The sequence below is a fragment of the Brevibacterium aurantiacum genome (assembly GCF_003932995.1).
In the GTDB taxonomy this organism is placed as follows: Bacteria; Actinomycetota; Actinomycetes; order Actinomycetales; family Brevibacteriaceae; genus Brevibacterium; species Brevibacterium aurantiacum.
Genome location: NZ_CP025333.1, coordinates 3522781 through 3547916 on the forward strand (window position 1 = coordinate 3522781; position 25136 = coordinate 3547916).

General features: G+C 64.1%; 20 protein-coding genes and 1 tRNA gene. 5 read left to right on the forward strand and 16 right to left on the reverse strand.

All coding sequences use genetic code 11. The features are described from left to right. Nucleotides 1-28: 28 nt before the first annotated feature. From CXR25_RS16330 to CXR25_RS16375, 10 genes are all read right to left on the reverse strand, one after another. Nucleotides 29-373: a carboxymuconolactone decarboxylase family protein gene (locus CXR25_RS16330; RefSeq protein ID WP_009882529.1), complete on the reverse strand. Its 345-nt coding sequence runs from the start codon at nucleotides 371-373 to the stop codon at nucleotides 29-31. Nucleotides 374-485: 112 nt separating this feature from the next. Beyond that, nucleotides 486-2336 carry a serine hydrolase domain-containing protein gene (locus tag CXR25_RS16335; RefSeq protein WP_101583022.1) on the reverse strand — a complete coding sequence of 617 codons (1851 nt, stop codon included), beginning with the start codon at nucleotides 2334-2336 and terminating at the stop codon, nucleotides 486-488. A 332-nt stretch (nucleotides 2337-2668) separates the two neighbouring features. Beyond that, nucleotides 2669-3967, reverse strand: coding sequence for a chromate efflux transporter (gene chrA / locus CXR25_RS16340; RefSeq protein WP_096146296.1), 1299 nt, complete (start codon nucleotides 3965-3967; stop codon nucleotides 2669-2671). 131 nt (nucleotides 3968-4098) lie between these two features. After that, entirely contained in the window at nucleotides 4099-4719 is a 621-nt protein-coding gene (locus CXR25_RS16345; protein WP_009882534.1) for a response regulator, read from the reverse strand. Next, nucleotides 4716-5978 carry a sensor histidine kinase gene (locus tag CXR25_RS16350; RefSeq protein WP_240513693.1) on the reverse strand — a complete coding sequence of 421 codons (1263 nt, stop codon included), beginning with the start codon at nucleotides 5976-5978 and terminating at the stop codon, nucleotides 4716-4718. The genes CXR25_RS16345 and CXR25_RS16350 overlap by 4 nt, the downstream gene beginning before the upstream one ends. A gap of 173 nt (nucleotides 5979-6151) precedes the next feature. Continuing rightward, on the reverse strand, nucleotides 6152-8566 hold the full coding sequence (locus CXR25_RS16355) for an MMPL family transporter (RefSeq protein WP_096146294.1): 2415 nt from the start codon (nucleotides 8564-8566) through the stop codon (nucleotides 6152-6154). 122 nt (nucleotides 8567-8688) lie between these two features. Then, a complete protein-coding gene (locus CXR25_RS16360) occupies nucleotides 8689-9255 on the reverse strand; it encodes an isochorismatase family protein (RefSeq protein ID WP_009882537.1) in 567 nt (188 codons plus the stop codon). A gap of 53 nt (nucleotides 9256-9308) precedes the next feature. Next, nucleotides 9309-9986 (reverse strand): GrpB family protein, encoded by a 678-nt coding sequence (locus CXR25_RS16365; protein WP_101556565.1) that lies wholly within the window; start codon nucleotides 9984-9986, stop codon nucleotides 9309-9311. Nucleotides 9987-10067: 81 nt separating this feature from the next. After that, complete coding sequence (locus CXR25_RS16370; protein WP_096146293.1) at nucleotides 10068-10544, reverse strand: DoxX family protein; 477 nt, start codon at nucleotides 10542-10544, stop codon at nucleotides 10068-10070. Between the two features lie 54 nt (nucleotides 10545-10598). Then, nucleotides 10599-11708 carry a CPBP family intramembrane glutamic endopeptidase gene (locus CXR25_RS16375; protein WP_009882540.1) on the reverse strand — a complete coding sequence of 370 codons (1110 nt, stop codon included), beginning with the start codon at nucleotides 11706-11708 and terminating at the stop codon, nucleotides 10599-10601. Nucleotides 11709-11931: 223 nt separating this feature from the next. Between CXR25_RS16375 and CXR25_RS16380 the strand changes: the two genes are divergently transcribed. From CXR25_RS16380 to CXR25_RS16390, 3 genes are all read left to right on the forward strand, one after another. After that, nucleotides 11932-13431 carry an APC family permease gene (locus CXR25_RS16380; protein WP_096146292.1) on the forward strand — a complete coding sequence of 500 codons (1500 nt, stop codon included), beginning with the start codon at nucleotides 11932-11934 and terminating at the stop codon, nucleotides 13429-13431. 115 nt (nucleotides 13432-13546) lie between these two features. Then, complete coding sequence (gene argG / locus CXR25_RS16385; RefSeq protein WP_069600939.1) at nucleotides 13547-14968, forward strand: argininosuccinate synthase; 1422 nt, start codon at nucleotides 13547-13549, stop codon at nucleotides 14966-14968. A gap of 118 nt (nucleotides 14969-15086) precedes the next feature. Then, on the forward strand, nucleotides 15087-15866 hold the full coding sequence (locus tag CXR25_RS16390; protein WP_009882543.1) for a DNA alkylation repair protein: 780 nt from the start codon (nucleotides 15087-15089) through the stop codon (nucleotides 15864-15866). Here CXR25_RS16390 and CXR25_RS16395 read toward each other — a convergent pair. The 3 genes from CXR25_RS16395 to CXR25_RS16405 form a co-directional block, all read right to left on the reverse strand. Beyond that, complete coding sequence (locus tag CXR25_RS16395) at nucleotides 15829-16632, reverse strand: alpha/beta fold hydrolase (RefSeq protein ID WP_096146291.1); 804 nt, start codon at nucleotides 16630-16632, stop codon at nucleotides 15829-15831. The two genes, CXR25_RS16390 and CXR25_RS16395, sit on opposite strands and share 38 nt — an antisense overlap. A gap of 93 nt (nucleotides 16633-16725) precedes the next feature. Further along, nucleotides 16726-16798, reverse strand: a tRNA-Arg gene (locus CXR25_RS16400). A gap of 165 nt (nucleotides 16799-16963) precedes the next feature. After that, nucleotides 16964-17350 carry a hypothetical protein gene (locus CXR25_RS16405; protein ID WP_009882545.1) on the reverse strand — a complete coding sequence of 129 codons (387 nt, stop codon included), beginning with the start codon at nucleotides 17348-17350 and terminating at the stop codon, nucleotides 16964-16966. A 355-nt stretch (nucleotides 17351-17705) separates the two neighbouring features. Here CXR25_RS16405 and CXR25_RS16410 point away from each other — a divergent pair, with 355 nt between their 5' ends. Further along, nucleotides 17706-19538 (forward strand): phosphoenolpyruvate carboxykinase (GTP), encoded by a 1833-nt coding sequence (locus CXR25_RS16410; RefSeq protein WP_009882546.1) that lies wholly within the window; start codon nucleotides 17706-17708, stop codon nucleotides 19536-19538. A gap of 516 nt (nucleotides 19539-20054) precedes the next feature. Here the strand turns inward: CXR25_RS16410 and CXR25_RS16415 are convergent. The 3 genes from CXR25_RS16415 to CXR25_RS16425 all read right to left on the reverse strand — a co-directional run bounded on the left by CXR25_RS16415 (nucleotide 20055) and on the right by CXR25_RS16425 (nucleotide 23330). Then, the gene (locus CXR25_RS16415; protein WP_009882547.1) at nucleotides 20055-20288 is read right to left on the reverse strand and encodes a hypothetical protein; all 234 of its coding nucleotides are present in this window, start codon (nucleotides 20286-20288) and stop codon (nucleotides 20055-20057) included. Further along, a complete protein-coding gene (locus CXR25_RS16420) occupies nucleotides 20285-21658 on the reverse strand; it encodes an inorganic phosphate transporter (protein WP_009882548.1) in 1374 nt (457 codons plus the stop codon). Before CXR25_RS16420 ends, CXR25_RS16415 begins: the two co-directional genes overlap by 4 nt. A gap of 226 nt (nucleotides 21659-21884) precedes the next feature. Next, on the reverse strand, nucleotides 21885-23330 hold the full coding sequence (locus tag CXR25_RS16425; RefSeq protein ID WP_009882549.1) for an aspartate aminotransferase family protein: 1446 nt from the start codon (nucleotides 23328-23330) through the stop codon (nucleotides 21885-21887). Between the two features lie 185 nt (nucleotides 23331-23515). On the opposite strand from CXR25_RS16425, the gene CXR25_RS16430 reads away from it, so the two are divergent. Continuing rightward, on the forward strand, nucleotides 23516-25129 hold the full coding sequence (locus tag CXR25_RS16430) for a PucR family transcriptional regulator (protein WP_101556567.1): 1614 nt from the start codon (nucleotides 23516-23518) through the stop codon (nucleotides 25127-25129). Nucleotides 25130-25136 lie beyond the last annotated feature (7 nt).

The window sequence follows — 25136 nt, forward strand, 5'->3', positions numbered from 1 at the left end:
TTCAGTCTAGGCAATCAGACCGCCCGGATCAGCTGTGGTCGTGGACTCCGGTGAGTTTGAAGCCGAGGCGTCCGTGGGCGAATGCTCCACCGGCCCGAATCGCCGAGGCGGTCCAGGCGGTCTCTGCCAGCTCGGTCTCCGAAGCGCCGGCTTTGACCGCGGCGTTCGAGTGCGCATCGATGCAGTAGGCGCACTGGGTCGTCAGTCCGACGGCATAGGCGATGAGTTCGCGGTACTTCAGCGGGATCTCGCGTCCGTCCTCGGCGAAGACTGCATTGTTGAAATCACCGAAGGCCTTGAGGATATCCGGAGTGGTCTCCTTGTAGGCCTTGTCGTACTTTCCGTCGCCCTCGCGATCGAAGAAATCAGTCATGGTGCGCTACCTCCTGGGATCGAAAACGTTCCAGATAGCCATGCTACCGCCGGTGGCAAGAGGGTGCGTCCGTTTCGTCACACAGCGACGGAATCCAGCACTGGAGCCTCAGTCAGATGATGCCGGGCTGAGCCACGTACGGCTGCGGAGCGATGCTGGGTGCAGCAGCGGCTGGCGCGGCAGCGCTAGGTGCGGAATCGTTCGGAGCGGCTGCGTTCGGTGCGGCGGCACCTGGTGCAGGAGTGCTCGCCGCCACTGCAGAAGTGTTCGGCACTGGTGCGGAGGGAGCGGCGGTGCCGACGTCGTTCACGGGTTCGGCAGCGGACGCCACCGGCGACGTAGCGGCGGATTCGGACTTCGGGGGAACCGCCTCGGCGATGGCCTCGAACATGGCCAGGGTCCCGTGCTGCTGGGCCAGGCTCACCGGCTGGGGGTCGCTGGAGAGCTTGACGCCCACGGTCTGGGTGGCGCGGTCGATGTAGAGCATCTGGCCGTGGATGCCGATGCCGATGACCACGTCGCGGCTGGCCGAGGGCACCCAGAACTGGCTGCGGTACATGCCACCGGGGTAGGACTGACCGGACGGGGAATCGGCGAAGACCTGGGCGGAGTCGGCCGCTCCGGTGAAGATGTCGTCGATCCACTGGCCGGAGAGGACACGCACTCCCTCGGCGGTGGTGCCGCCGCGGGCGATCATCTCACCGAACCTGGTCAGGTCGCGCAGGGTGGTGCTGATGGCGCCGTCGGCGATGGAACCGCCCCACCGGTCCTGGCAGACCTGGGCCGCGTGGGCCGCACCGATCTTCGACCATACGTATTCGCTGGCGATGACGGAGAAGGGCTGCCCGACGACGGCTTCGCAGATCCAGGCCAGGACGTCGGTCTCGCAGCTGCGGTAGACGTAGGCCCCGCCGTGCTCGCGGTCGCTGGTCAGGCCCTTGAGGAAGTCCTTGATTCCGTTCGCCGAGGTGGCTGTCCGCGGCGCGAAGTCGACCGCCTCGAACAGGGCCCGGATCTCGGAGCCTTCCTTGAGGTATTCCTCGGAGAACTTGATGCCCGATCGCATGTCGAGAAGATCGCGGATGGTCGCTCCGGCATATCCGCTCTCGGCCAGTGCCGGCACGCGGGTGGTGACCAGGTCGTCTGGTGAGAGAAGGCCCGCGTCGGTGAGTGCGCCGATGACGGCGGAGACGATGGACTTGCTGATCGAGAACAGCATGTGCTGGCGGGCCGGCTTCATCGGCCAGGCGTATTCCTCTTCCAGCGCGATGCCGTCGCGGGAGACCATCCACGCATCGGTGAATGTGTTGGCCAGAACGTCACCGACGGTCGACCATTTCTCGTCGGCACCGGACCACTTCTCGCGGTCGATGGGCAGGGGACGGAAGTCGTTCTCTTCGGTCACAAGATCGCGGACCGGGCCGATGCCACGCGGGATGCCGCCGACAGGGAAGATCTCCTCCATCCGAGTCAGTGAGAACGCGAAGTACTCCGGCCACTTCCAGGAATCGAGGTCGATGCGTTCGAGGATCGCCTCGGACGGGTCGACGATGGCGTCTTCGCTCGCCGAGGTGAGGTCGCCGGCGCGCGGCAGTGGGGGCAGTCCTGCTATGTCCTGCGGTTCAGCTGTCGGGTCGACGGCGCTTGGCGGCTCGGTTGTTCCGCGTCCATTCTCGGCACCCGCTGGGCCAGCAGGAACGTCACCGGCCTCCGGTGGGAGCTGTGCAGGGTCGGCTGGTGGTTCGGTCGGATCCGCCTGGAGCTCAACCGCGGGAACGTGGTCGGCCGATCCGGCAGGAGGTACGGGTGCGGCAGGAGGTACGGGTGAGGCGGCGTTGTCGCCGGTCTGCTCTGTCTGCGCTGCCGCTGGCTTGATGCCTTTGGTGTTTCCCGAAAGAGCACCGAAGCGACGTTTGCCTGGTTCGTCGGGGGAACCGGGCAGGGTCTTGTCCCCATCTGCCATAGTTCGCCTCCACCTGTCTCGACCGGCACGGACTGCCGATCTGCATGGATGAGCCTACCTGCAGGAGAAGAACCATCACAGTTGAGTTCGAGGTTCAGGCAACATTTCGAGCCACATCGCGTGGGACGACAGGCGTTCTACCAGGCACGTCACCCCAATCGGTTACTTATCAGTTATTCAACTTACAGTTCGGTGTTCTCGGCGCGTTCTGCGCTGATCGCACCCTAGTCGTACTCCCCACCTCGACACAACGCCGCCGTGTTGAGACTCCTGTGCACACGTAGGGGTAGCGACTCTCCACATGCGTCTCGGCACGTGGTCTCCGCGACCTGTCAGAGGAACACGAAACCGATCAGGCCAGCGGCGATGACTGCGGCCCAGGCAGGCAGCTTCCATTTCACCTGGGCGATGAAGACGCCCACGGCGAGCGCCAAAGTGGCAGGTGAGGTGATGCCCTGGGTGAATACCGGATCGTAGAGGGCTGCAGCGAGGATGCCGACCACGGCGGCGTTGACTCCCAGCAGGGCCCGGCGCACGGCCTTCGCGCTGCGAAGTCGCTCCCAGAAGGGCAAGGCCGCGATGACGAGGAGGGCTGCAGGCAGAAAGATCGCCAGCAACGCGATGGCCGCACCGATCAATCCTGTCGGCCCCGTTGTTGTGGAGGCGCCGAGGAATGCGGCGAATGTGAATAGGGGTCCTGGGACTGCCTGTGCGGCGCCGTACCCGGCGAGGAAGGAATCGTGGCCCACAAGACCGGTCGCGACGGTCTCCGCTTCAAGCAGCGGAAGCACCACATGCCCTCCGCCGAAGACGAGCGCACCGGCTCGGTAGAACACATCGACCAGGCGCAGACTCGCATCACCGGTGAATGCGGTCAGGATCGGCAGTGCCACGAGCAGCACCACGAAGGTCGTCAGCGCAATGATGCCGACCTTTCGAGAGGTGCGCACCCCGAAGTCTGGTCGCGCACTGCCTCCATCGGACTGCTCATCCGCATCCGGGCCCTTCGACGCACCGCCTTGAGCGGCTTTGTCTCGTGCCGCTTCGTCTTGAGCGGCTTCTCGGCGCAGCCAGGCAAGTCCGACGACACCGCCGAGGACGATCGCCGCCACCTGGACGAGCGGGCTCGGGATGAGCAGGATGATGATCATCGCGGCCCCGGCGATGGTGGCACGTTTGGCGTCCGGCGTCAGGCTCTTCGCCATCCCGAGCACCGCCTGCGCGACCACGGCCACGGCGGCGGCCTTCAGTCCGGCCAGCCACCCCATGCCCGTATCCCCACCGAATGCTGCGACGCCGAGGGCGAAGGCGACGAGCACGATGGCCGAGGGCATGGTGAAGGCGAACCAGGCAGCCACCAGTCCGCCGAGGCCCGCCCGCTGCAGTCCGATCGCCATGCCCACCTGGCTGGAGGCAGGTCCGGGCAGGAACTGACACAGTGCCACCAGGTCCGCGTAGGCGCCGTCGGAGAGCCACTTACGACGGGCGACGAAGGTCTCACGAAAGAACCCGAGATGGGCGACCGGTCCACCGAACGAGGTCACACCGAGACGCAGGAACGCCCAGAACACTTCACCGATCGTGCCGGGATTCCTGCGCTCATTCCCCACGTCTGCCATCGCTTCGCCCATTCTCACTATTCTGGCCGGGCCGGCTCAGGCGAACCGTCATATCGGTCGAATACGTCGATGAACTTCAGGACAACTTTTCTGCCCTGTCCGCGCGGGTACGACGCCGGGCACGACACATTGACCTTTTACCGTTACACCAGTCCCTGGTCTTCAGCCACGCGGATTGCCCGTGACCGAGATTCGACGCCGAGCTTCGTGAACACATTGACCAGATGGCTCTTCACGGTCGCCTCGGTGACGAAGAGCTCCTGCGCGATCTGCGCATTTGAGGCACCGGTGGCCAGCAGCTTCACCACGTCGCGTTCGCGGCGAGTCAGCTTCGGGCCCGGGTTGCGCATCGCAGCGACGACCTTCGATGAGATCTCGGGAGGCAGGTAGGTCTCCCCGCGCGAAGCCTTCTCGATCGCAGTCGAGATGTCTTCAGGGTTGATGTCCTTGAGCAGGTATCCGGCCGCTCCGGCATTGAGAGCGGCGACGATCTCCGAGTCGTTGTCGAAGGTCGTGAGGATGAGGACCGCGGGTTTGCTCGGCCGCGCGTTCAGCCGCTTCGTCACCTCGATGCCGTCGATGCCCTCTCCCAGACGCAGATCGCAGAGCACCACATCGGGCGCGAGCTCATCGACCAGCTCCAGCGCCTCCTCACCGGTGCTGGCCTCCCCGATGACGGCGATGTGGTCAGGTGCGTCGATGACGGACCGCAGGCCGGCCCGCACCACGGGATGGTCATCGACGAGGATCACTCGAATCGTCATGCGCTGTCTCCTTGTGTGCGTTGTCCTTCGACGTCCCCACCTTCGCCGAGGTGGTTCTGTCGGGAAGTCAGGGTCGGGTTGTTGGGCAGCGTGGCTGAGATCGCGAAGCCCGAACCGGGCGTCGTCTCGATGACGAGTTCGCCTCCCAGTTCGCGCATTCGTGACCCGATGAAGTCGAGTCCGAACCCGGAATCCGATTCGCGCTTTCGCGCCTCGGGTTCGGACATGCCGACACCGTCGTCGACGATGTCCATGCGGATCGACCCGTCGAGATCCATCAGGCTGACCATGACTCGTGAGGCGTGGGAGTGCTGTCGGACGTTGGCGAGCGCGGACTGCGCGGTCCGCAGCAGCGCCACCTCCACCTCGGCAGGCAGAGAGGGCACGGTCTCATCGACTTCGACACGACCGCGGATGGAGGTGTCGTCCTCCAAGCGGGTGAGCAGACGCCGGATGGCGGCGGTCAGGGCACCGTCCTCGAGCTCGGCCGGGGCGAGGGCGGCGATGATGCGGCGGACGTCTCGCGAACTCTGCGCGGCGAGGTCTTCGACCTGGCGCAGGACCTGGGCAGCATGGGCATCACTGGTCCTGTCCACCTCGGCGTGGGCGATGAGACGGATTGAGGAGATCTCCTGAGCGATCGTGTCGTGGATGTCGCGGGAGACCCGAGTGCGTTCCTGGATCTCGCCGGCGTGACGCTGGGTCAGGGCCAGTTCGTCCTGGAGGTCGAGCAGGTTCTGGTGGGCCAGTTCCAAGGACTGCAGCAGCTCTTCGCGCCGGCGCCCCTCGCGCAGGAGTTCGATGTAGCCGCGGGAGAGTCCGAGCGCGAAGACCGCACCGATGAGTGATCCGATGATGCTGGCGGTGCCGACCGCACCGTAGTGGGCCAGGGGCGCCACGACCGTCGCGATGTAGGTCAGCGCGGTGAAGACGACTGCGATGCGCAGGGAGAACAGGTGACCGGCGAGCAGCCACAGGACGAAGGCGATCCAGATGAACTCGGCGGACACCAGCAGGGTGCACAGCCAGGCGACGGCCAGGACCAGCAGCCACCATTTGGCCAGGACGATGGCGCCGCTGCGGGCGGCTCTCACAGCCCCGAGCGCGTACCAGCCGAGGAAGACGATGCTCACGGCGAATGCGGCCAGGGGTGCGGCTCCGGCATCGATGGCGCGGATGCACGAGATCACGGTGAGAGCCAGGGCCATTGCGTGCTGGCCGATCTCCATCGTTCGCTCTGTCCACCCGCGTAATTCCACGGTCCCACCTTCCTGCAAGTCGTTCCTCGCGTTTGTCGTCATTCCTGCCAACTCAACCACATCTGCGGCACCCGCGTGCGCTTTTCGACGGAGCCGGGGCCTGGTCATCGAGATGTCTCGATGACCAGGCCCCGCTTGTGCCAACTGACTGCGTCAGCTTTCAGCAGCTCTGATCAGTGCCTACCGTGGCCCGCCGAGGTTGTGGCCTCGTCCCGGTCGGACTCGACCAGGAGGCGGGTTCCCTCTGTCGAAGCGCCGTCAGCCTGTGCCTCGTCGGTCTGCATGCTGCTGGCCTGCGAGGAGTGGGCGGAGTTTGCTGGCTGATCGTCCCGAATATCGGCGTCACCGGCCGCCGCGGCATCCGCGCCGGAGTACTTGTACTTCGAGTGCGTGATCGCCTTGTTGGGCCACCACATCTTGTTGCCGACCAGGCTGATGATGGCCGGGACGATGACCGTGCGCACGAGGATGGTGTCGACGAGGACGCCGACGCCGACGATGAGTCCCAGCTGCCCCAGGACCATCAGCGGCAGCATGCCCAGCGCCGCGAACACTCCGGCCAGAACGATGCCGGCACTGGTGATCACGCCGCCGGTGTGGCTGATGGCTTCGATCATTCCCTGGCGAGCACCGTGGACGACCGATTCCTTCTTCGCCCGGTGGGAGAGGAAGATCGAGTAGTCGATGCCCAGTGCCACGAGGAACAGGAACGCGAGGATCGGAACCTGAGCATCGAGGACTGCCTGGCCGAACATCGCTCGGCTGAGGAAAGCGCCGAGGCCGATCGCCGCGGCCGAGGATGCCACGTTGACCACGAGCAGCGTTCCGGCCACAAGCGGTGCACGGAGGATGCCGAGCAGGATGATGAAGCTGATGGCCAGGATCATCGGCGCGATCGTCAGGAAGTCCTGAGCGTTGCCGTCACGGACATCGAGTTCGGTGGCCGCCGCGCCGCCGACCTGTGCGTTCGCACCGTCGATCGCGTGGACGTCGGAGCGGATGTCCGTGATCAGGTCGAGGCCTGCGGGGCTGTCCGGTTCGTATTCGCCGGTGACCATGACCTTCGAGATCGAGGACCCCTCGGTCGTCGTCTCATCGATGACGTTGGCGCGCACGACCCCATCGATGTCGGCCACGGAGTCTGCAACCTGATCGGCATGGGATGAGTCGGCCACGATCCAGATCGGCTGCGATTCGCCGGGTGGGAAGTGCTCGGACAGGACGTCGAGACCCTGCGCCGATTCGGACTGCACGCGGAACTTCTCGGACTGGTCCAGTCCCACCGAGGTGCCGATGAGTCCCGTGGCCATGACACCGAGGATGACGATTCCGGCGTCGAGGTGGATGCCCGGCTTCTTGACCACGCGAGTCGCGATGGTCCTCCAGATTGAGGGCTTGGCCGCTGGCGTGGCTGCGGACGCTTCATCAGCAGCCGTCTCATCGGTGGCAGCCGTTTCATCGGTGGCGTCTTGGACCTTGGGGACGAAGGGCCAGAACACGCCCTTGCCGCAGATCGCGAGAACCGGTGGCAGTGCGAAGAGCACGGCGGCTGCGGCGATGAGGAGTCCGACCGCTGCGGCGATGCCCAGTCCGCGGGTTCCCGGGATGACGGCGAAGACGAGGCTGAGCAGGGACAGGACGACCGTCAGGTTCGAGGCGAGGATCGTCGAGGCGGTGTGGGTCCAGGCCGATCCCAGTGCCAGACGGTGGTCGGATTCGCGGCCCAGCTCCTCGCGGTAGCGGGAGATGAACAGGAGCGCGTAGTTGGCTCCGGCGCCGAAGACGAGGACGCTGATGATGCCCGTGTCGAACTGCAGGTCAAGTGCGTCACCGATGGCCCCGGTCACCGTGGAGGCGAGCCCGTCGGCGGTGCCGATGACGATCAGGGGCAGCAGCCACAGGATCGGCGAGCGGTAGGTGATGATGAGCAGCAGGGCGACGATGACGATGGTCACGATGAGGAGCGTGAAGTCCGCGCCGCCGAAGGCAGAGGCGATGTCGGCGCCGATCGCGGGTCCACCGGTGACCAGAAGGGACATTCCGGAATCCTCGAGCGCACCGGCCTGCGAGTCATCGGCGATGAAGTCGCGGAGCCCGTCGACGGTCTCAGCGGTGTCGGAGTTGGTCAGTCCGACCTCGATGGGGACCATGAGCAGCGCGGCCTTGCCGTCCTCGCTCATGATCGGTCGGCTGGCCTGGGACGCATCGTCACCGGCCGCGGAGTCCGCTGCATCGGATGACTCGCCGTTCTGGCTCGAATCTCCGTTCTGGGTCGAGTCGATGTAGTCCCCGAGCGTGCCGCCGAGCTTGCCCAGTTCGGCCTGTTCGTCCGAGCTCAGTGTCGAACCGTCTTCGTGAGAGGCGACGACCATGACCGACTGCTTGTCGGCGTCCGGGAACTTCTGCAGGAGCTGGGCGGCCTGGGTGGATTCGGAGTCGGCCGGAGCTGATTCGTTGGCCCGGTCCTCGCCTGGTCCGGACAGGAGCCCGAAGAGGAGGGTGACAAGGATGACGATCCCGCCGAGGACGAACCACGAACCGCGCTTCGACACGAGTGTGTGCGCGCTTTTCGTCAGTGTTGTGTTCATGTCTCAAGCTCATCAATTTTCTGAGCTGGAAACATCGCCTAGGAGTTCAGACTAAATCTGCAACTTTCGATGGAGTAAACGCAGCAGACGCGGTTTCGTGCCGTGTGACCTGCACAGTTACGTCAGGCGATCGTGGCGCCCGCCGCATCCATCTCGGACAGGGCCACAGTGGATGAGTCCGGGCCGACGCCCGCGATGAGGTCCTGCAGAACGTGCACGGACCAACCGCCTTTGAGCGCGTCGAGGACCGTGGCGCGTACGCAATGATCGGTCGCGATTCCGACGACGTCCACCTCGGCGATGGTGAGCCTCGTCAGCAGATCGCCGAGGTGCTCCCCCGCTTCCGTCGTCCCCTGGAAGGCGGAGTAGTCAGGGGTGCCCTGGCCCTTGCGCACGTGGTCGGTGATGGCATCGACGGAGAGCAGCGGGTCATACGCTGCGCCCTCTGTGTCCGCGACGCAGTGGACTGGCCAGGTGTCGACGAAGTCGGGATCCTGGCTGAAGTGGCCGCCGTTGTCGCTGTCGGCATCGTGCCAGTCGCGAGAGGCGATGATCGCGTCGTATTCGTCAGCGTGGGTGTCGACGTAGCGCGTCACCTCTTCGGCAACACGGTCACCGCCGTTGACGCCGAGCGCCCCGCCCTCGGTGAAGTCGTTCTGGATGTCCACGATGAGAAGTGCCTTGCCCATACCTCGAGCATAGGCGCTTGCTTGGAGTTTTCCAGGGACCGCGGCGAAGCCGCTCAATTCCATCCTGCGGAGCGGAAGATGCTGCGGTAGATGTCCCTGATCACGTCATGTTTGCGGGCGTTGTACTCCATGACCGTCTCACCGGCGGCGTTGGCCTTGGCAACGGAGCGCAGCTTCGCCTCTTGATAGCGGTCCCGATCATCGGGATGGCTGCGCAGTCGGTCCCGAAACATTCGCATGCGGGCGACTTCCGGGCACCGCGGGCCGAAGACGTGGAGATTGCACAGTGGGGTGAGCAAAGTTCCGGTTCCAGCGTCGATGTGCTTGAACATTCGGTGCTGATACCAGGCAGGTTCGCGGATCACGAGTTCGAAGTCGATCGAGTGCAGATGAGGTCGGTATGCAATCTCTTCACCTGGGCTGGGGACGACGAGCGCGATGTCGATGATGGGCTTCGCCGCCAGTCCCGGCACCGAGGTGGAGCCCACGTGTTCGATGCCCAATGCCAGAGGCCCGAGCGCGGACAGGATCAGCTCCGACAGATGTGAATACTGCTCGTTCCAGGAAGAATCATGGTCGACGAGTGCGATCGGTGCGCGCGGCAGACCGGACCGAACCCACATGTCGGAGTCATCGACATCGTGAAAGGTGATGATCTCGTCCAACTCGGAACTAAGAGACTCCGTCTCAGCACCCTGAGACTCAGCGGTGCCGTCATTCTTTTCGGGCATGTTCGTCACACTACCCATAACATTGGTTGGAACCGAGCCCCCTTGGACCCGGCTCTGCCGCTGATCAGCTGCCAGAGTTGCTCAGCCCTGCTTCAGTGCCTTCTTCTGAGCCTTCTTCGCGGCTTTCTGTGCCGCCTTCTTAGCTGCCTGCTTGGTCGTTTGAGCGCCTGCAACCAGGAGGAGCCCGCCCAATGCCGCGACGTTCTTTGAAAAGTGGGTCTTGTGTGCGGCAGCGTCGGCGCCGTCCATGTCCCAGAAGGCGTGACCGGCCAGCGTGGTCGGCACCAGAGATCCGGCCAGGGCGAGCGCGGAGAGGCGCGGCTTGAAGCCCAACGCCATGGTGGTCCCGGCGAGGAGCTGAAGTCCGCCGTTGGCACGGACCAGGAGTTCATCGTCTTCGGGCAGGACCGGCACGTATTCGCGGATCGCATCGAGCGTCGGAGCGGCAGCAGCAACTCGCCCGCCGGGACTCGTCAGTGCCGAGTAGCCGCCGGTGATGAAGATCGGTGCGGTGAGTACGCGTCCTGCCGTCTGCAGCAACGATGATCCGAATGCCATGGAATTCTCCTTGAGGTTGGGGGTTTTGAGCCTAACGGATGCCCGACCTCAGCCTCAAAGCACTTCGCCATCAGGCGTCACTGTCGGACTCGCTGTAGGCGCCTCTGTCGGACTCACTGCAGGCACGGGCGCTTTCGGCGCCTTGATACCCAGTTCGGGCTGTTTGCGGAACTGGCCGGTGACGACGAGAACGGCGATGACGATCGCCGAGACGATCCAACCGGATACTCCCAAGAACGAGACCAAAGCCATGTCCGGCGCCTCGGCGGATCCATCGATGAAGAGTCCGAGAAGCATCCCCGCCGAACCGTTGAGGGCGGCATGCGCGGCGACGGCCGGCCAGACCGAACCGGTGCGCAGCCGCAGCCAGCCGAACAGGATGCCAAGCATGATGCACCCGCCGACCATGAACGCCAGGCCGGTGATGTCGGGGCGAGCGAAGTTGTATCCGAGCAGGATCAGCGGTGCGTGCCACAGACCCCAGATGACTCCGACGATGATGAGTGCGGGCCAGGTGCCGAGGGGACGCAGGCTCGTCAGCAGCCAGCCTCTCCAGCCGACTTCCTCACCGAAGGCGACGAGCACGTTGAGCACCGACCCCAGAACCATGAGCCCCAGATAGCCGATCACAGCCACGACCACCGGGATGTCTTCCAACCCGGGCAGCTGCGCCAACTGCGCCTTGAAGCCAGAGAGACCGAGCAGATCAACCTGCATCCATCCGAAGGCCGCACCCAACAGGTAGGCCACAGCAACCAGCACGAAGACACCGAAGAAGGCGAGCGCGGTCATCCCGAGAACCCGGCCGAAGGGACGCAGCGGCCAGATGCCGAGGTACCTGACAATGCTGGCCCGGGGTTCGCCGGTGCGTCGGCGCTGGATGAGCATCGCCACAACCACAGCGATCAGCGGGGTGAACATCATGGCCATCCCCGTGACCTGTACGAGCATCACGTTTCCGATGCCCTCGCCGCTCAGCCACAGCGGCAGGCACACGACCCAGGCGAGGATCACCGCGACAGCGACGAAGACTGCGAACTCGAGCCACGGCACCTTGGCAGGCGCAATCGCCAACGGTCGCCCCTTGGCGTCGACTTCTTCCCCCGCCGAGGCAGCTGTCGGCTCTGCGTCCACGATGACCTTATCGTTGCGATCCGTTCCCATGCTCACGGCTCCTCCTCATATCCTGCACAGTCTCTACGATCCAACCTACGTTGTCGCAGAACCGGGCACCTCCGCCTCGTGGGTGAAATCGCTCTCGTCCGCATGGGCGAGCGGCCCTGACCTTCCACCCGGCCCGTTGCATCCAGACGCTCCACCCCATCCACATTCTGAGATACGATGAGCACCGTTGTATCACCGTCGATTCGTGCAAAGGCGCAATCCCATGACTGAACCAACCCCGAAACCCCATCTCTCGGACGCAGATCATCTCTCCGTCCTCGGCTACAACGACTCTTTCGAGCGGTCGATGAGCCCGTGGGCGAACTTCGCCCTCGGTTTCACCTACCTCTCGCCGCTCGTCGGCGTCTACTCGCTCATGGCCGTCGCGCTCTCCACCGGCGGACCGCCGTCGATCTGGTGGATCGTCATCGTCGCCTGCGGTCAGATGCTCGTGGCCCTGGTCTTCGGCGAGGTCGTCTCCCAGTTCCCCATCGCCGGCGGAATCTACCCGTGGGCTCGCAGACTCTGGGGCAAGCGCTACGCCTGGATGGCAGCCTGGGTCTACATCTGCGCGCTCATCGTCACCATCACCTCGGTGTCGGAGTTCGGCTCCGGATTCGCCGCCAGCCTGCTCGGCTTCGAACTCAACCGCAACACCACGCTCGCCGTGAGCCTGGCGCTTCTGGTCCTGGCTCTGGCCATCAACTTCAGCGGCACCAAATGGCTGGCGCGCATCGCCCGGATCGGACTCTTCGCCGAGCTCATCGGCGTCATCGGCCTCGGACTCTTCCTCCTCATCTTTGAGCGCAAACACAGCTTCTCCGTCTTCTTCGACACCATGGGCACCGCCGGTGACGGCAGCTACGTCGGGACGTTCCTGGGCGCCGCGGTCGCCGGCCTATTCCTCTTCTACGGCTTCGAGGCCTGCGGCGACGTCGCCGAGGAAGTCTCCAATCCCGCTCGCGGCATCCCCAAGGCCATGCTCATGACGATCGTCGTCGGCGCGGTCTCGGCACTGTTCTCCTTCGGCGGATACGTCCTCGCGGCCCCGAACCTCGAGGAGATCGTCGCCGGCGAGGTTGCGGATCCGATTCCCTCGATCCTCGAGGGCAGCCTCGGCGCAGTCGGTGCGAAGATCTTCCTCCTCGTCGCGATCCTCGCGTTCATCTCCTGTGTCCTCAGCCTCCAGGCCGCAGCGTCGAGGCTGATCTTCAGCTTCGCCCGTGACGGCATGATGCCCGGCCACCGTTGGCTGTCCAAGGTCACCGAGGGCACAAAGGTTCCGCGCAACGCACTCATCGTCGCCTGCATCGCCCCGGCCCTCATCTGCGTGCTCATCTGGTTCAACGACGGGATCCTCGTCGCGGTCACCTCATTCGCGATCCTCGGCATCTATCTGGCCTTCCAGATGGTCGTTCTCGGCGCACTGCGCCAGCGAGTCAAGGGATGGAAGCCGGCTGGTCCATGGTCGCTGCGCGGGTGGGGCTTCCTCGTCAACGTCGCGGCGTTGGCCTACGGTCTCTTCGCCATGGTCCTGCTCTCACTGCCCGGCGACTCGGGTTCGTTCTTCACCGACTGGATCGTTCTCATCGGTCTGGTCGTGGTGTTGGCTGCTGGCTTCGCCTACCTCGTCATCGCTCGCCCCGATCGTCAGTCCAACGCGCCAGAAGGCGATGCGATCGCCGTCGCCGAGGCGATCCGTTCCCACCGCTCGAATCGCTGAGATCCAGCACGCCACCACCTCGGCGAGGGTCCAACCGTTCCGCTCATTCACATAAAAATACAGATCTATGCATAACAATTCGACATGGGTTGTTCTGGCCGCTAAGCTGGACGGCATGTCGAAAGTATTGTCTTCGCTCCCTGTCGGTGAGCACGTTGGAATCGCCTTCTCCGGCGGACTGGATACGTCCTGCGCGGTCGCATGGATGCGCCACAAGGGCGCCATCCCCTGCACCTACACGGCCGATATCGGTCAGTATGACGAGCCCGACCTTGAATCGGTGACCGAACGTGCCAAGGAGTACGGCGCGGAGATCGCCCGCTTCGTCGATGCCAAGCGTCTCCTCGTCGAGGAGGGCTTCGTCGCTCTGCAGTGCGGTGCCTTCAACGTCCGCTCCGGCGGTAAGACCTACTTCAACACGACTCCCCTGGGCCGTGCGGTCACCGGCACGATGCTCGTGCGCGCCATGAAGGAAGACGGCGTCGACATCTGGGGCGACGGCTCGACCTACAAGGGCAACGACATCGAGCGCTTCTACCGCTACGGCCTCATGGCCAACCCGAAGCTGCGCATCTACAAGCCCTGGCTCGACGCGGACTTCGTCGAGGAACTCGGCGGGCGCCAGGAGATGAGCGAATGGCTCGTCGAGCACGGCTACCCCTACCGCGACTCCGCCGATAAGGCGTACTCCACCGATGCCAACATCTGGGGTGCGACCCACGAGGCGAAGAGCCTTGAGTTCCTCGATAACGGACTCGACATCGTCAATCCGATCATGGGTGTCGCCGCCTGGCGCGATGACGTCGAGGTCGCCACCGAAGAGGTCACCGTCGGCTTCGAGGCCGGCCGTCCCGTGTCGATCAATGGTGAGAAGTTCGACGATCCCGTGGCCCTGGTCTTCAAGGCCAACGAGGTCGGTGGCCGGCACGGACTCGGCGTCTCCGACCAGATCGAGAACCGCATCATCGAGGCCAAGTCGCGCGGCATCTACGAGGCTCCCGGCATGGCGCTGTTCCACATCACCTACGAGCGCCTGCTCAATGCCATCCACAACGAAGACACCATCGCCCTCTACCACGAAGAGGGTCGCCGTCTGGGTCGCCGCATGTACGAGGGACGCTGGTTGGACCCGCAGTCACTCATGCTGCGCGAATCGATGCAGCGCTGGGTCGCCTCGGCGATCACCGGTGAGGTCACCCTGCGCCTGCGCCGCGGTGACGACTACACGATCGTCAACACCCAGGGCCCCAACCTGTCCTACCACCCGGAGAAGCTGTCGATGGAGCGCGTGGGCGATGCCGCCTTCGGCCCCGAGGACCGGATCGGTCAGATGACCATGCGCAACCTCGACATCGCCGATTCGCGCGCCCGCCTCGAGCAGTACGCGGCCATGGGCATCGTCTCGGGCCCGACCTCGGAGCTCGTCGGCTCACTCGAAGCCGGTGGCGCCGAGGAGATCGCAAACTCGGGTGCCGATGTCGATGCAGCCAGTGACCTCGCAGGTCTCTCCGCAGCCTTCGACGCCGGCACGGACTGAGCAGGACCCACCTGACTGACTGAGCCATTCCAGGAGCCCACGCACACAGTGACATCGCTGTGTGCGTGGGTTTTTCTATGTGCTGCCCTTCTTCGTCGTGCGGTGAGATGATCGTGCCATGTCATCAGCTGCATCCACTGCGCATTCCCTCGCCGAGGTGATCGAGCGCGAACTGCGTGCTCGTGGCTCTTCCGTACGCGCCGCCAAAGACCAGGCCTACCTCAAGAGCGAGCTCGTCCACTACGGCGTCGGCGTGCCCGATACTCGGGCTGTGGTGCGCTCGGCTCTGCACACTGCGGAACTGGATCACGAAGTGCTCGTCGAACTTGCCGAGGCGCTGTGGAACCCGGCGCCCATCGGAATCGACGCTCCTGTCTTTGATCTCCGCAGCGCGGCCACGATGGTGATCACCCAAGCGCAGGACCACCTCGGCGCCGGTGACAGTGACTTCCTGGAACGACTGCTGCGACAGGCCCGTACCTGGGCCCTTGTCGATCCCCTCGCTGGGGATGTTGTCGGTCCTCTGGCCGAATACGATCTGGAATTCGATCCGGTGCTGGAACGCTGGTCTGGGGACGAAGATTTCTGGATCCGACGGTCTGCACTGCTGGCCCACCTCAAACCGCTGCAGGAGGGACGCGGAGACTTTGAGCGATTCACGCGATTTGCCGACGCCATGCTCGAGGAGAAGGAGTTCTTCATCCGCAAGGCCATCGGGTGGGTGCTGCGCGAAACGGCCCGCACACGTCCGGACATGGTCTTCGAGTGGATGTTGCCCCGCGCCCATCGCGCCTCGGGTGTGACGATGCGCGAAGTGGTCAAGCATCTGTCCCCTGAACAGCGAGATGCACTGCTTGCCGCTAAAGGGACTTCGCGAAGTCGAGCAGGATCTCGTTGAACGCTTCGGGCTGTTCGATGTTGGCCGCATGCCCGTCGTCAGGGATGATCACCGACGTACCGATCGGAGCAAGTCCTGCCGATGCGGCCGCGTGCGATGCTGGCCAGTGCTCGCTCTCGGCTCCGGCGACGAAGAGCACGGGTACATCCGTCCCTTCGATCACGGGGCGCCAATCGGCCTTGGCATGGTCATTCAGCAATGCGAGCTCTCCGCGGGTGAGTGTCCTGTCCACATCCTTCATCGCCTTGAGCAGACGCAGCAGGCGCCTGCCCCTCTTCCAGATGGGTGTGCCGTGTCCGGTGGGAGGGATCTCCTCGGCGAAGTAGGTATCGGCGTTGGATTCGTCGAAGCCGTAGTAGCCGTGAGGCCAGTCTGCAGTATTGAGCATCTTCGGAGTCTGGTCGACGATGGCGATTCCGGCAATGCGGTCGGCGCTGAATTGGGACAGGTAGGACCAGATGGTGTTGCCGCCCATGGACCCGCCCACGAGGAGAACATCGGTGAGGTCCAAGGCTTCCAGGACCTGTGCCATGTCTTGGCCGCGGCGTTCCATGGTCACTCCGGCATTGGGATGCTCGGCGCTTCCGTGGCCGCGCAGATCGACGCTGAACACCTGAAAGCCTGCCTGCGTCAGCGCTCCGACCTGGTAGCGCCAGCTGGTCGCCGGCGCCTTGAACCCGGCCAGCAGCACTACCGGGCGGCCGGAGGGGTCTCCGGCTTGGGTGTACTCGAGACGGACACCGTCATCGGCAGTGATTGCGGCCATGGGTCAATCCTAGCGCCGAGCTGGCTTCTCTGTGGGCAGGGATCGAAAAAGCCCCTCACCTTGCGTTTCCGCTGGTGAGGGGCTTTCTAACTGTGCGCCACGAGGGATTCGAACCCCCAACCTTCTGATCCGTAGTCAGATGCTCTATCCGTTGAGCTAGTGGCGCATGTCGCTCGGACTCACGCCCTGCAACTCGAACAACTATACACACCGAATTCACTCAAGCTCAAATTCGGGCCGAGTGCGCTTCGCCACATTTGCGACTTCGGTTGAGTGGAGCCGCGCCCGCCTCGATGGCAGTCGGCGGCCCCACTCGACAACAGCGCGCAGACTATCGTTGCGCGGACTCCGTCTGTGCCGAATTCTTCCACCGACGGGCGGCGATGAAGGACCGCACGCCCATGACGACGTAGATGATGAGCAGCACGAAGGTGATGATGCTGGTGATCACTGCGGCGGGCCGTTCAGCCTCACCGGCGATGAGTGCGCCGATCTGCATGACGTTCATCGCGGTGCCGAAGATACCCAAGATCGCAACGACAAGGGCGATATGGATTCCGAGCTTCTGCTTCTTCAGAGCAATGAGGCCGCAGATCAGAAGGACTGCACCCAGAATGGCTGGGATCAGCGCGGTCCAGCTGGCAAAGGCGGTGGCGACATAGGCAATAACACCGACGGCGATGAGGACGACGCCGAGTCCGATGGTGGTGCGGGGCATGATGCTCCTTAGGGGTTTCAAATGAAGTCGAAGGCGCCAATACTGCCGACGACTGCCCCTAATTCTACAAGAGGTAGAAGTTAGGTCCACCTCTCACGGGAGCCGAGAACCACCTCGGCGAGGGAGCGAGGACTGCGATTTTCACGCTGGAACAACTTCTGCAAGAAACGATCATCACTATGCAAATACACGTCACCTAAATGACTCATTTGCGTCTTTCGTGATGCCGTTGTGATCGAATGCACATCTTCGCGTGACTCAAAACCAGGATTTTCCGGGTCACCCGCGTCCTACGGTGGAGATGTACCAGCCGCCAGGCAGAACCCCGTAATCCCGATTGACCAGGAGACCACTCATGACTGTCCTCGACCATGACGTCGTCGCTGACCAGCTGAAGAACGCACCGACCGATAACGAGTCGGTGCTGTCGTTCGTCAGCCGGGTCGCCACCCTCACCACCCCCGACGACATCGTCTGGGTCGATGGTTCGGAAGAGCAGAAGGCCACTATCGCCGACCAGCTCGTCGAAGCCGGCACGATCGTTCGCCTGACCGGCACCAAGGACTCATTCTACGCGGCCTCCGACCCCGAGGACGTCGCCCGTGTGGAAGGCCGCACCTACATCTGCTCCGAAGAGGAGAAGGACGCCGGCGCGCTCAACAACTGGATGGCTCCAGCCGAGATGAAGAAGACCCTCGAGCCTCTCTTCACCGGTTCGATGCGCGGACGCACCATGTACGTCATCCCCTTCGTCATGGGACATGCTGAGGCAGACCAGCCGATGTTCGGCATCGAGGTCACCGACTCCCCCTACGTCGTGCTCTCCATGCTCGTCATGGCTCGCTCGGGCAAGAACGCCCTCGACGCGATCGTGGCCAACGGCGGCACCTTCGTCGAGTGCGTGCACTCCGTCGGCGCTCCGCTCGAGCCCGGTCAGGAAGATGTCGCCTGGCCCTGCAACTCCACCAAGTACATCACCCACTTCCCCGAAGACCGCTCCATCTGGTCATTCGGATCCGGCTACGGCGGCAACGCCCTGCTGGGCAAGAAGTGCTACGCGCTGCGCATCGCCTCGTCGATCGCCCGCGATGAGGGCTGGCTGGCCGAGCACATGCTCATCCTCAAGCTCACGAGCCCGGAGGGCGAGGTCAAGTACATCGCCGCCGCGTTCCCCTCGGCTTGTGGCAAGACCAACCTCGCCATGATCGAGCCCACCATTCCCGGCTGGAAGGCCGAGACCCTGGGCGACGACATCGCATGGATGCGCTTCGGCGACGACGGCCAGCTCTACGCCGTCAACCCCGAGTTCGGCCTCTTCGGCGTCGCACCGGGCACCGGCTACACCACCAATCCGACCGCGATGCGCGCCATCGAAGCCGGCGGCAACATCTTCACCAACGTCGCACTGACCGACGACGGCGACGTGTGGTGGGAAGGCAAGACCGACGAGAAGCCAGCGCACCTCACCGACTGGCGCGGCAACGACTGGACCCCGGACTCGGAGACTCCAGCCGCTCACCCGAACTCGCGTTTCTGCACCCCGATCGCCAACGTCCCGACCCTGGCTCCCGAGTGGACCAACCCGAACGGTGTGCCGATCTCGGCCATCCTCTTCGGCGGTCGCCGCAAGACCACAATGCCGCTGGTGACCGAGACCAAGAGCTGGAACCACGGTGTGTTCATGGGCTCGGTGCTCTCCTCGGAGACCACCGCAGCCGCCACCGGAGCCGTCGGCGTCGTTCGCCGCGACCCCATGGCCATGCGTCCGTTCATCGGCTACAACGTCGGTGACTACCTGCAGCACTGGCTCGACATCGGCAACACCGAGGGTGCCCAGCTGCCGAAGATCTTCTACGTCAACTGGTTCCGTCGCGATGACGACAACTCGTTCCTGTGGCCAGGATTCTCCGAGAACTCGCGCGTTCTCAAGTGGGTCTTCGAGCGTGTGACCGGCACCGCCGACGCAGCCGAATCCCCGCTGGGCCTGACCCCCGTTGAGGGCGGTCTGGACACCGAGGGCCTCGACTTCACCGACGAGCAGCTGCGCAAGGCTCTCGCGATCAAGCCCGAGGAGTGGGAGACCGAGCTCGGACTCATCGAAGAATGGTACGAGCAGCTCGGAGATTCGGTTCCTGCCGAACTCCGCGCCGAGGTCGACAACCTGCGTGACCGTCTGGGCCTCGCCTGAGTCACTGAGGCTCTGAGACTCTTCTGAACGACAGAGAATCCCCCAACCATCGCCGAGGTGGTTGGGGGATTTTCGTGTGCCGGGACGCGGGGTCCGTGTGGTTCAGTCCCTGAGGTGGGCAGTCAGCCGGAAACCGTTCGAAGTGGTGGGCAGAGGCCTGGACGAGGCTCCGGGCTGGTTGCCAATGCCAGAAATCTCATCACGTACCGGGAGCACTAATGCGCACCGCAGGAACTGTAGGACGAGAGGGTCCGGGGAGGACGTGCAGAACTAACGGTTGTGTAAGCGACGGACTGTAGTGAATGCGACGACCGGTGCTGCTTGCCGCTGGCAGCGAGGAAGTGAAGCAGTGACGGTCCGGGACGCGCTCGATTACGAGACGTGCAGTTAGAAGCTTTCGAGGGCTAGACGCCGTGGGGCGCCGGAGCGATAAGGCTCTGCATCAAGCGCCACGCGATCAGTCGCCGCTTGGAATCAGCCGCCGGGTCTTAGCCGCCGGGCCTGACGCCCCAGGCCCTACGCTCCGTGGAGGGCCGGGACGATGAGGTAGACGCCGACGAGCACGACGATGCTGCACACACCGAACACAGCCCAATAACCGACCCTGAGCAGTGGCTTACTCTGCCCCGCGGCGGCCAGGTCGACGTGCACGGCCCTCATTCGCACTGCGGTGGAGAAGAGCGTGATGACGACGATCGCCGACACCCAGGTCGCGACCGCAACGATGAGGAATGAGCTCCACTCGATCATTTCGTATCTCCCTTGTCCGCGCGGGCCCCGTCGACTTCGGTCTCCGCCGTATCGGAGGTGGAAGCAACCCCGGAGCCGGAAGCAGGTTCTGAATCCGTATCGACAGTGACGCCGGCATCGGACTTCGCGTCCGCCCTGTCTGAAATTCGCTGGTCGCGGGCATCGATGCGAGCGGCACGTTTCATAGCGGCGCGTTTGCGGTTGCGGTCCTTGCGCAGCTTGCGCTTACGACCGCGAATTCCCACAGCCTCGCCGACGGTGTCGAAGTTCGAGATCTCCGGATCGGCGACTTTGCGTGAGCTGAGGAAGATCCAGAGGACCGCAATGACGGCGACGATGGTGTCGAGGATGACTCCGATGGTGCCCAAGTGTGCGACACCGGCTGCGATAGCACCGACGATTCCTGCCGCCGGGATGGTCAGCAGCCAACCGGAGGCGATGCGTCCAGCGGTGGACCACTGAACGTCTGCGCCCTTGCGTCCCAGTCCCGAGCCGAGCACCGATCCCGAGGCGACCTGCGTCGTCGACAGGGCGAAGCCCAGGTGGGACGAGGCGAGGATGGCGGCTGCGGTCGAAGTCTCGGCGGCCAGACCCTGAGCGGGCTTGACGGTTGTGAGCTTCGTACCGAGGGTGTCGATGATTCGCCATCCGCCGACGTAGGTGCCCAAGGCGATCGCCAGCGCGCAGGCGGTGATGACCCAGATGTGCGGGCCGGTTCCGTGATCCTGCAGGTTCGCGGACACGAGCACGAGGGTGATGACGCCCATGGTCTTCTGAGCGTCATTGGTCCCGTGTGCCAGTGCCACGAGCGAGGAGCTGAAGATCTGACCGTATTTGAACGGCGCCCGGTGAGCGGTCTTGCCCTCGCCGTTGCGACGCGTGATGGAGTAGGCCAGTCGGGTGCACAGATAGGCACCCACGCCGGCGATGATCGGAGCCGCGAGTGCGGGCAGGACCACCTTGGACAAGAACACGCCGAAGTCCACGGAGTTGAGACCGGCGCCGACGATTGCGGCACCGATGAGTCCACCGAACAGTGCGTGCGAGGACGATGACGGCAGGCCGAAGCGCCAGGTCGCCATGTTCCAGATGATCGCACCGATGAGGCCGGCGAGGATGAAGTCCGGAGTGATCTGGACTCCCCCACCACCTTCTTTGATGATGCCCCCGGAGATGGTCTTGGCCACCTCGGTGGAGAGGAAGGCTCCGACAAGGTTGAGCAGCGCTGCCAGGGTGACCGCCGTCTTCGGCTTGATCGCTCCCGTGGCTATCGGTGTCGCCATGGCATTGGCTGTGTCGTGAAAGCCATTGGTGAAGTCAAAGAACAGTGCCAGTACGATGACCAGCACGACGACGAAGATGATTTCCACTAAGCGACCTTGAACGTAGACACAATTCGGACCGTGGATGATTTAGCTGGCGGGCAGCGACCTCAATCTGCGAAAAGTCTACCGCCTAATTCCCTGAGTCTTCACCCACTGTTCGACAGAACTCCACTCACGACACTCTGCGTTCATCTCTGAGCTGGCCGAACGTGCCCTCACCAGGTGCGGAATGTATTGCTGTTCACAGTCCACCCGGCGAGGGCCGAAAAGGTCAGTTGACGTATCCGTCGGCGATGCTCAGCGCCTGGTCGAGCACCTCGAGGCCGAAGCACACGTCGTCGTCGGGCGTGTTCAGCGGCGGTACGACGTGGATCCGGTTGAAGTTCGCGAACGGCAGCACCCCGCCTGACTTCATCGCAGCGATCACCCGGTTCATCTCCGGTGAGCTGCCGCCGTAGGCCGCCATCGGCTCACTGGTGGTTCGGTCCTTGACCAGTTCGACGGCCCAGAAGCATCCCATTCCGCGAATGTCGCCGATCGAGGGGTGGCGCTGCGCCATCTCGTGCAGTGCGGGTCCGATGATGTCGCGACCCAGGCGTTCGGCGTTGCCGATCATGCCTTCCTCGCGCATGGCGGTGATCGTCGCCACCGCGGCCGCGCAGGCCAGAGGATGGCCCGAGTAGGTAAGTCCGCCCGGGTAGACGCGGTCGCGGAAGGTCTCGAAGATGTCATCGGAGATCGCGACTCCGCCGAGGGGCACATAGCCCGAGTTCACGCCTTTGGCGAAGGTCAGCAGGTCCGGTGTCACTCCCCAATGGTCCACGGCGAACCAGGCTCCGGTCCGCCCGAAGCCGGCCATCACCTCGTCGGCGATGAAGACGATGCCGTGACGCGATGTCAGTTCCCGCACCCCTTCGAGGTACCCGGCCGGCGGCCCGTAGATTCCGGCCGTTCCGGGCACGGTCTCGAGGATGAGCGCGGCGATGTTGGACGGCCCTTCCAAGGTGATCATGTCCTCGAGGTGCTGCAGCGCCCGCTGCGTCTCCTCTGCCTCGGTCGTCGCCCCGAAGTAGGAGCGGTACTGGTAGGCGGGCATGAAGTGGACGATGCCTTCTGCCGAGTAGTCGTTGGCGAAGCGCCGCGGGTCACCGGTGACATTGACGGCCAGCTGAGTGCCTCCGTGATAGCTGCGGTAGGCGGAGAGCACCTTGGTCCGTCCGGTGTGCAGGCGCGCCATCCGGATTGCGTGCTCGTTGGCATCGGCACCACCGTTGGTGAAGAACACATGGTCGAGGTCGCCGGGGGTGACTTCGGTGATGAGCCGGGCGGCTTCGGACCGAGCATCGTTGACGTGCTGAGGCGCAATGGTGCACAGCTTCGCCGCCTGTTCCTGGATCGCGGCGACGACCTTCGGGTGTTGGTGCCCGATGTTCGTGTTCACCAGCTGCGAGGACATGTCGAGCAGCTTCCGCCCCTCCCCGTCCCAGACATAGGGCCCTTCGGCTGCCAGCACGGTCATCGGGGTGAACGGACCCTGCGCCTGCCAGGAATGGAAGACGTGTGCCCGGTCCAGATCATGAGCTTGCTGACCGGCACTCAGCTCTTCCGCGGTGAACGTTCGAGAGTCGTGGCTCTGGGTCTCAACAGGCTCCGTACCCGCATCGCTTGTGCCCACGACCTCGCGGTCGACGTCTTCGTTCGCGTTCATCACAGTCATGCTGTGCCGTCCTTTCGCAGTTCATCCCATATCGCCGAGGTGGGTCTGACCGTTGAGGTGACCCTGATCCTTCAATGGTGGGTCAGTCGAACCCGATTCACTATGGACACCCTGTCAACGTTTCCCTGGCTCGATTTACACTGTGTAAACACCATGATTTCGAGAACACACAAAGGAGTGACGTAATGGAGGCTTGGTCGCAGCCAGCACCGGATCTGACCTTCGCGAGCCTGCTCGACGTTGAGGAGATTCGCCTTGGCGAGCCCGAGCTCGTGTCCGGTGGCGACCAGGTGGGACGAGTCGTGAGATGGGTCCACATCGCCGATTCGGAGAATGTCGCCCAGTTCCTCGAGGGCGGCGAACTCGTCCTCAGCACGGGAATGTCCTACCGGTCCTCATTGGAGTCGACGGCAACCTTCTTCGATCAGCTCGAATCAGCCTCGGCCGCCGGCGCGGTCATCGAACTCATCCATGACGACGGCAGGCCCGATGAGGCCGCGATCGAGAACGTGCGAAGGGCAGCTCAGGGTCGAGAGCTTCCGATCGTGGTCCTGCGCCGCCGCATCAAATTCGTCCGCGTCACGGAGCTGGCTCACCAGGAGCTGCTCAAGCGGCAGCTCGCTCGCGTCGAACATGCGCGCACGGTCCACGAGGTGTTCACGCAGCTGAGCCTCGAGAGCGCTGGAGCCCAGGACATCGTCAATCGAACTGCGGAGCTGCTGGGCACCCCTGTGCTGCTAGAAGATGTCGGGCATCGTGTGCTCGCCCAGGCCGGTGGCCCTGGACGTGAACGCGAACAGGGGCAGCGGTGGCTGCAGACCCCGGTGGGGCTGCGGGATCGCAGGTGGGGGCGTCTGCTGGCGCCCAGTCGCCTGAGGTCAGATGAGGAGGCTGCGCAGGTCATCGAGCGTGCTGCGCAGACTCTGACACTGGCACGAATGGCTGAGCGTGATGAACAGGACCTCCTCGTCCAGGCCCAGGGCGGGCTGGTGCGCGAGATCATCGAATCGACAGACCTCAACGAAAAGCAGGTCCGGGCCAGGGCAGCAGATCTAGGATTCGCTCCGCGAGGGCGCATGATTCCTCTGGTCGTGCGCATCGATCGGGGCCCGAGCACCGATCCGACGACCCTCCAGCTGCGCGAGCGGTCACTGCATCGTGATTTCGTGTCTGCCGCGAGCGCCCATCGCTGCTCGACGCTCTCGGCCGGACTCCAGTCGGGATCGTTCGGGGTTGTGCTGGCACTGCCTGCCGGTGTCGATGTCGATACGACCCTGCAGCGGCTCATCGCTGAGATTCCCGCTGACGGCACCACCGTCGGCGTCGGACGCATGAGCGAGTCGCTCATCGACTCCGCTGCCGGGCTCGAGCCCGCGACCCAGGTGGCCGAGATCGCCTCGACTCTCGAGCTGAGGGAACGCCAGTACTACCGCTTCTCCGACGTGAGGCTGCGTGGACTGCTCTCGTCTCTGCACGATGATCCGAGTGTTCGAGCCTTCGCAGAGGCAGAACTTGCTCCCTTGCTCGAAGCCCCCAGTGGGCGAGGGGATCGGCCTGGGAACCAGTCCGGAAGTCAGCCCGGAGGTCAGTCCGATGGCGAGGAGATGCTCGGTCTTCTCGAACAGTTCCTCGCACACGGCGGGAACAAGTCAGCACTGGCCCGCAGCGGCTTCCTGTCCCGGCCGGCGCTCTATGCGCGGTTGGACAGATTGCAGCGCAGGCTTGGCGTCTCGCTGGAGGACGCAGAATCGCGCACCGCGCTCCACGTCGCCATTCTGTGGCTGCGCACAAACCGGTAAGGCGCTG

Coding starts and splice junctions, on each gene's coding strand:
- CXR25_RS16330 (WP_009882529.1), bottom strand. CDS start 373: ATGACTGATTTCTTCGATCGCGAGGGCGACGGAAAGTACGACAAGGCC.
- CXR25_RS16335 (WP_101583022.1), bottom strand. CDS start 2,336: ATGGCAGATGGGGACAAGACCCTGCCCGGTTCCCCCGACGAACCAGGC.
- chrA (WP_096146296.1), bottom strand. CDS start 3,967: ATGGGCGAAGCGATGGCAGACGTGGGGAATGAGCGCAGGAATCCCGGC.
- CXR25_RS16345 (WP_009882534.1), bottom strand. CDS start 4,719: ATGACGATTCGAGTGATCCTCGTCGATGACCATCCCGTGGTGCGGGCC.
- CXR25_RS16355 (WP_096146294.1), bottom strand. CDS start 8,566: ATGAACACAACACTGACGAAAAGCGCGCACACACTCGTGTCGAAGCGC.
- CXR25_RS16360 (WP_009882537.1), bottom strand. CDS start 9,255: ATGGGCAAGGCACTTCTCATCGTGGACATCCAGAACGACTTCACCGAG.
- CXR25_RS16365 (WP_101556565.1), bottom strand. CDS start 9,986: ATGCCCGAAAAGAATGACGGCACCGCTGAGTCTCAGGGTGCTGAGACG.
- CXR25_RS16370 (WP_096146293.1), bottom strand. CDS start 10,544: ATGGCATTCGGATCATCGTTGCTGCAGACGGCAGGACGCGTACTCACC.
- CXR25_RS16375 (WP_009882540.1), bottom strand. CDS start 11,708: ATGGGAACGGATCGCAACGATAAGGTCATCGTGGACGCAGAGCCGACA.
- CXR25_RS16380 (WP_096146292.1), top strand. CDS start 11,932: ATGACTGAACCAACCCCGAAACCCCATCTCTCGGACGCAGATCATCTC.
- argG (WP_069600939.1), top strand. CDS start 13,547: ATGTCGAAAGTATTGTCTTCGCTCCCTGTCGGTGAGCACGTTGGAATC.
- CXR25_RS16390 (WP_009882543.1), top strand. CDS start 15,087: ATGTCATCAGCTGCATCCACTGCGCATTCCCTCGCCGAGGTGATCGAG.
- CXR25_RS16395 (WP_096146291.1), bottom strand. CDS start 16,632: ATGGCCGCAATCACTGCCGATGACGGTGTCCGTCTCGAGTACACCCAA.
- CXR25_RS16405 (WP_009882545.1), bottom strand. CDS start 17,350: ATGCCCCGCACCACCATCGGACTCGGCGTCGTCCTCATCGCCGTCGGT.
- CXR25_RS16410 (WP_009882546.1), top strand. CDS start 17,706: ATGACTGTCCTCGACCATGACGTCGTCGCTGACCAGCTGAAGAACGCA.
- CXR25_RS16415 (WP_009882547.1), bottom strand. CDS start 20,288: ATGATCGAGTGGAGCTCATTCCTCATCGTTGCGGTCGCGACCTGGGTG.
- CXR25_RS16425 (WP_009882549.1), bottom strand. CDS start 23,330: ATGACTGTGATGAACGCGAACGAAGACGTCGACCGCGAGGTCGTGGGC.
- CXR25_RS16430 (WP_101556567.1), top strand. CDS start 23,516: ATGGAGGCTTGGTCGCAGCCAGCACCGGATCTGACCTTCGCGAGCCTG.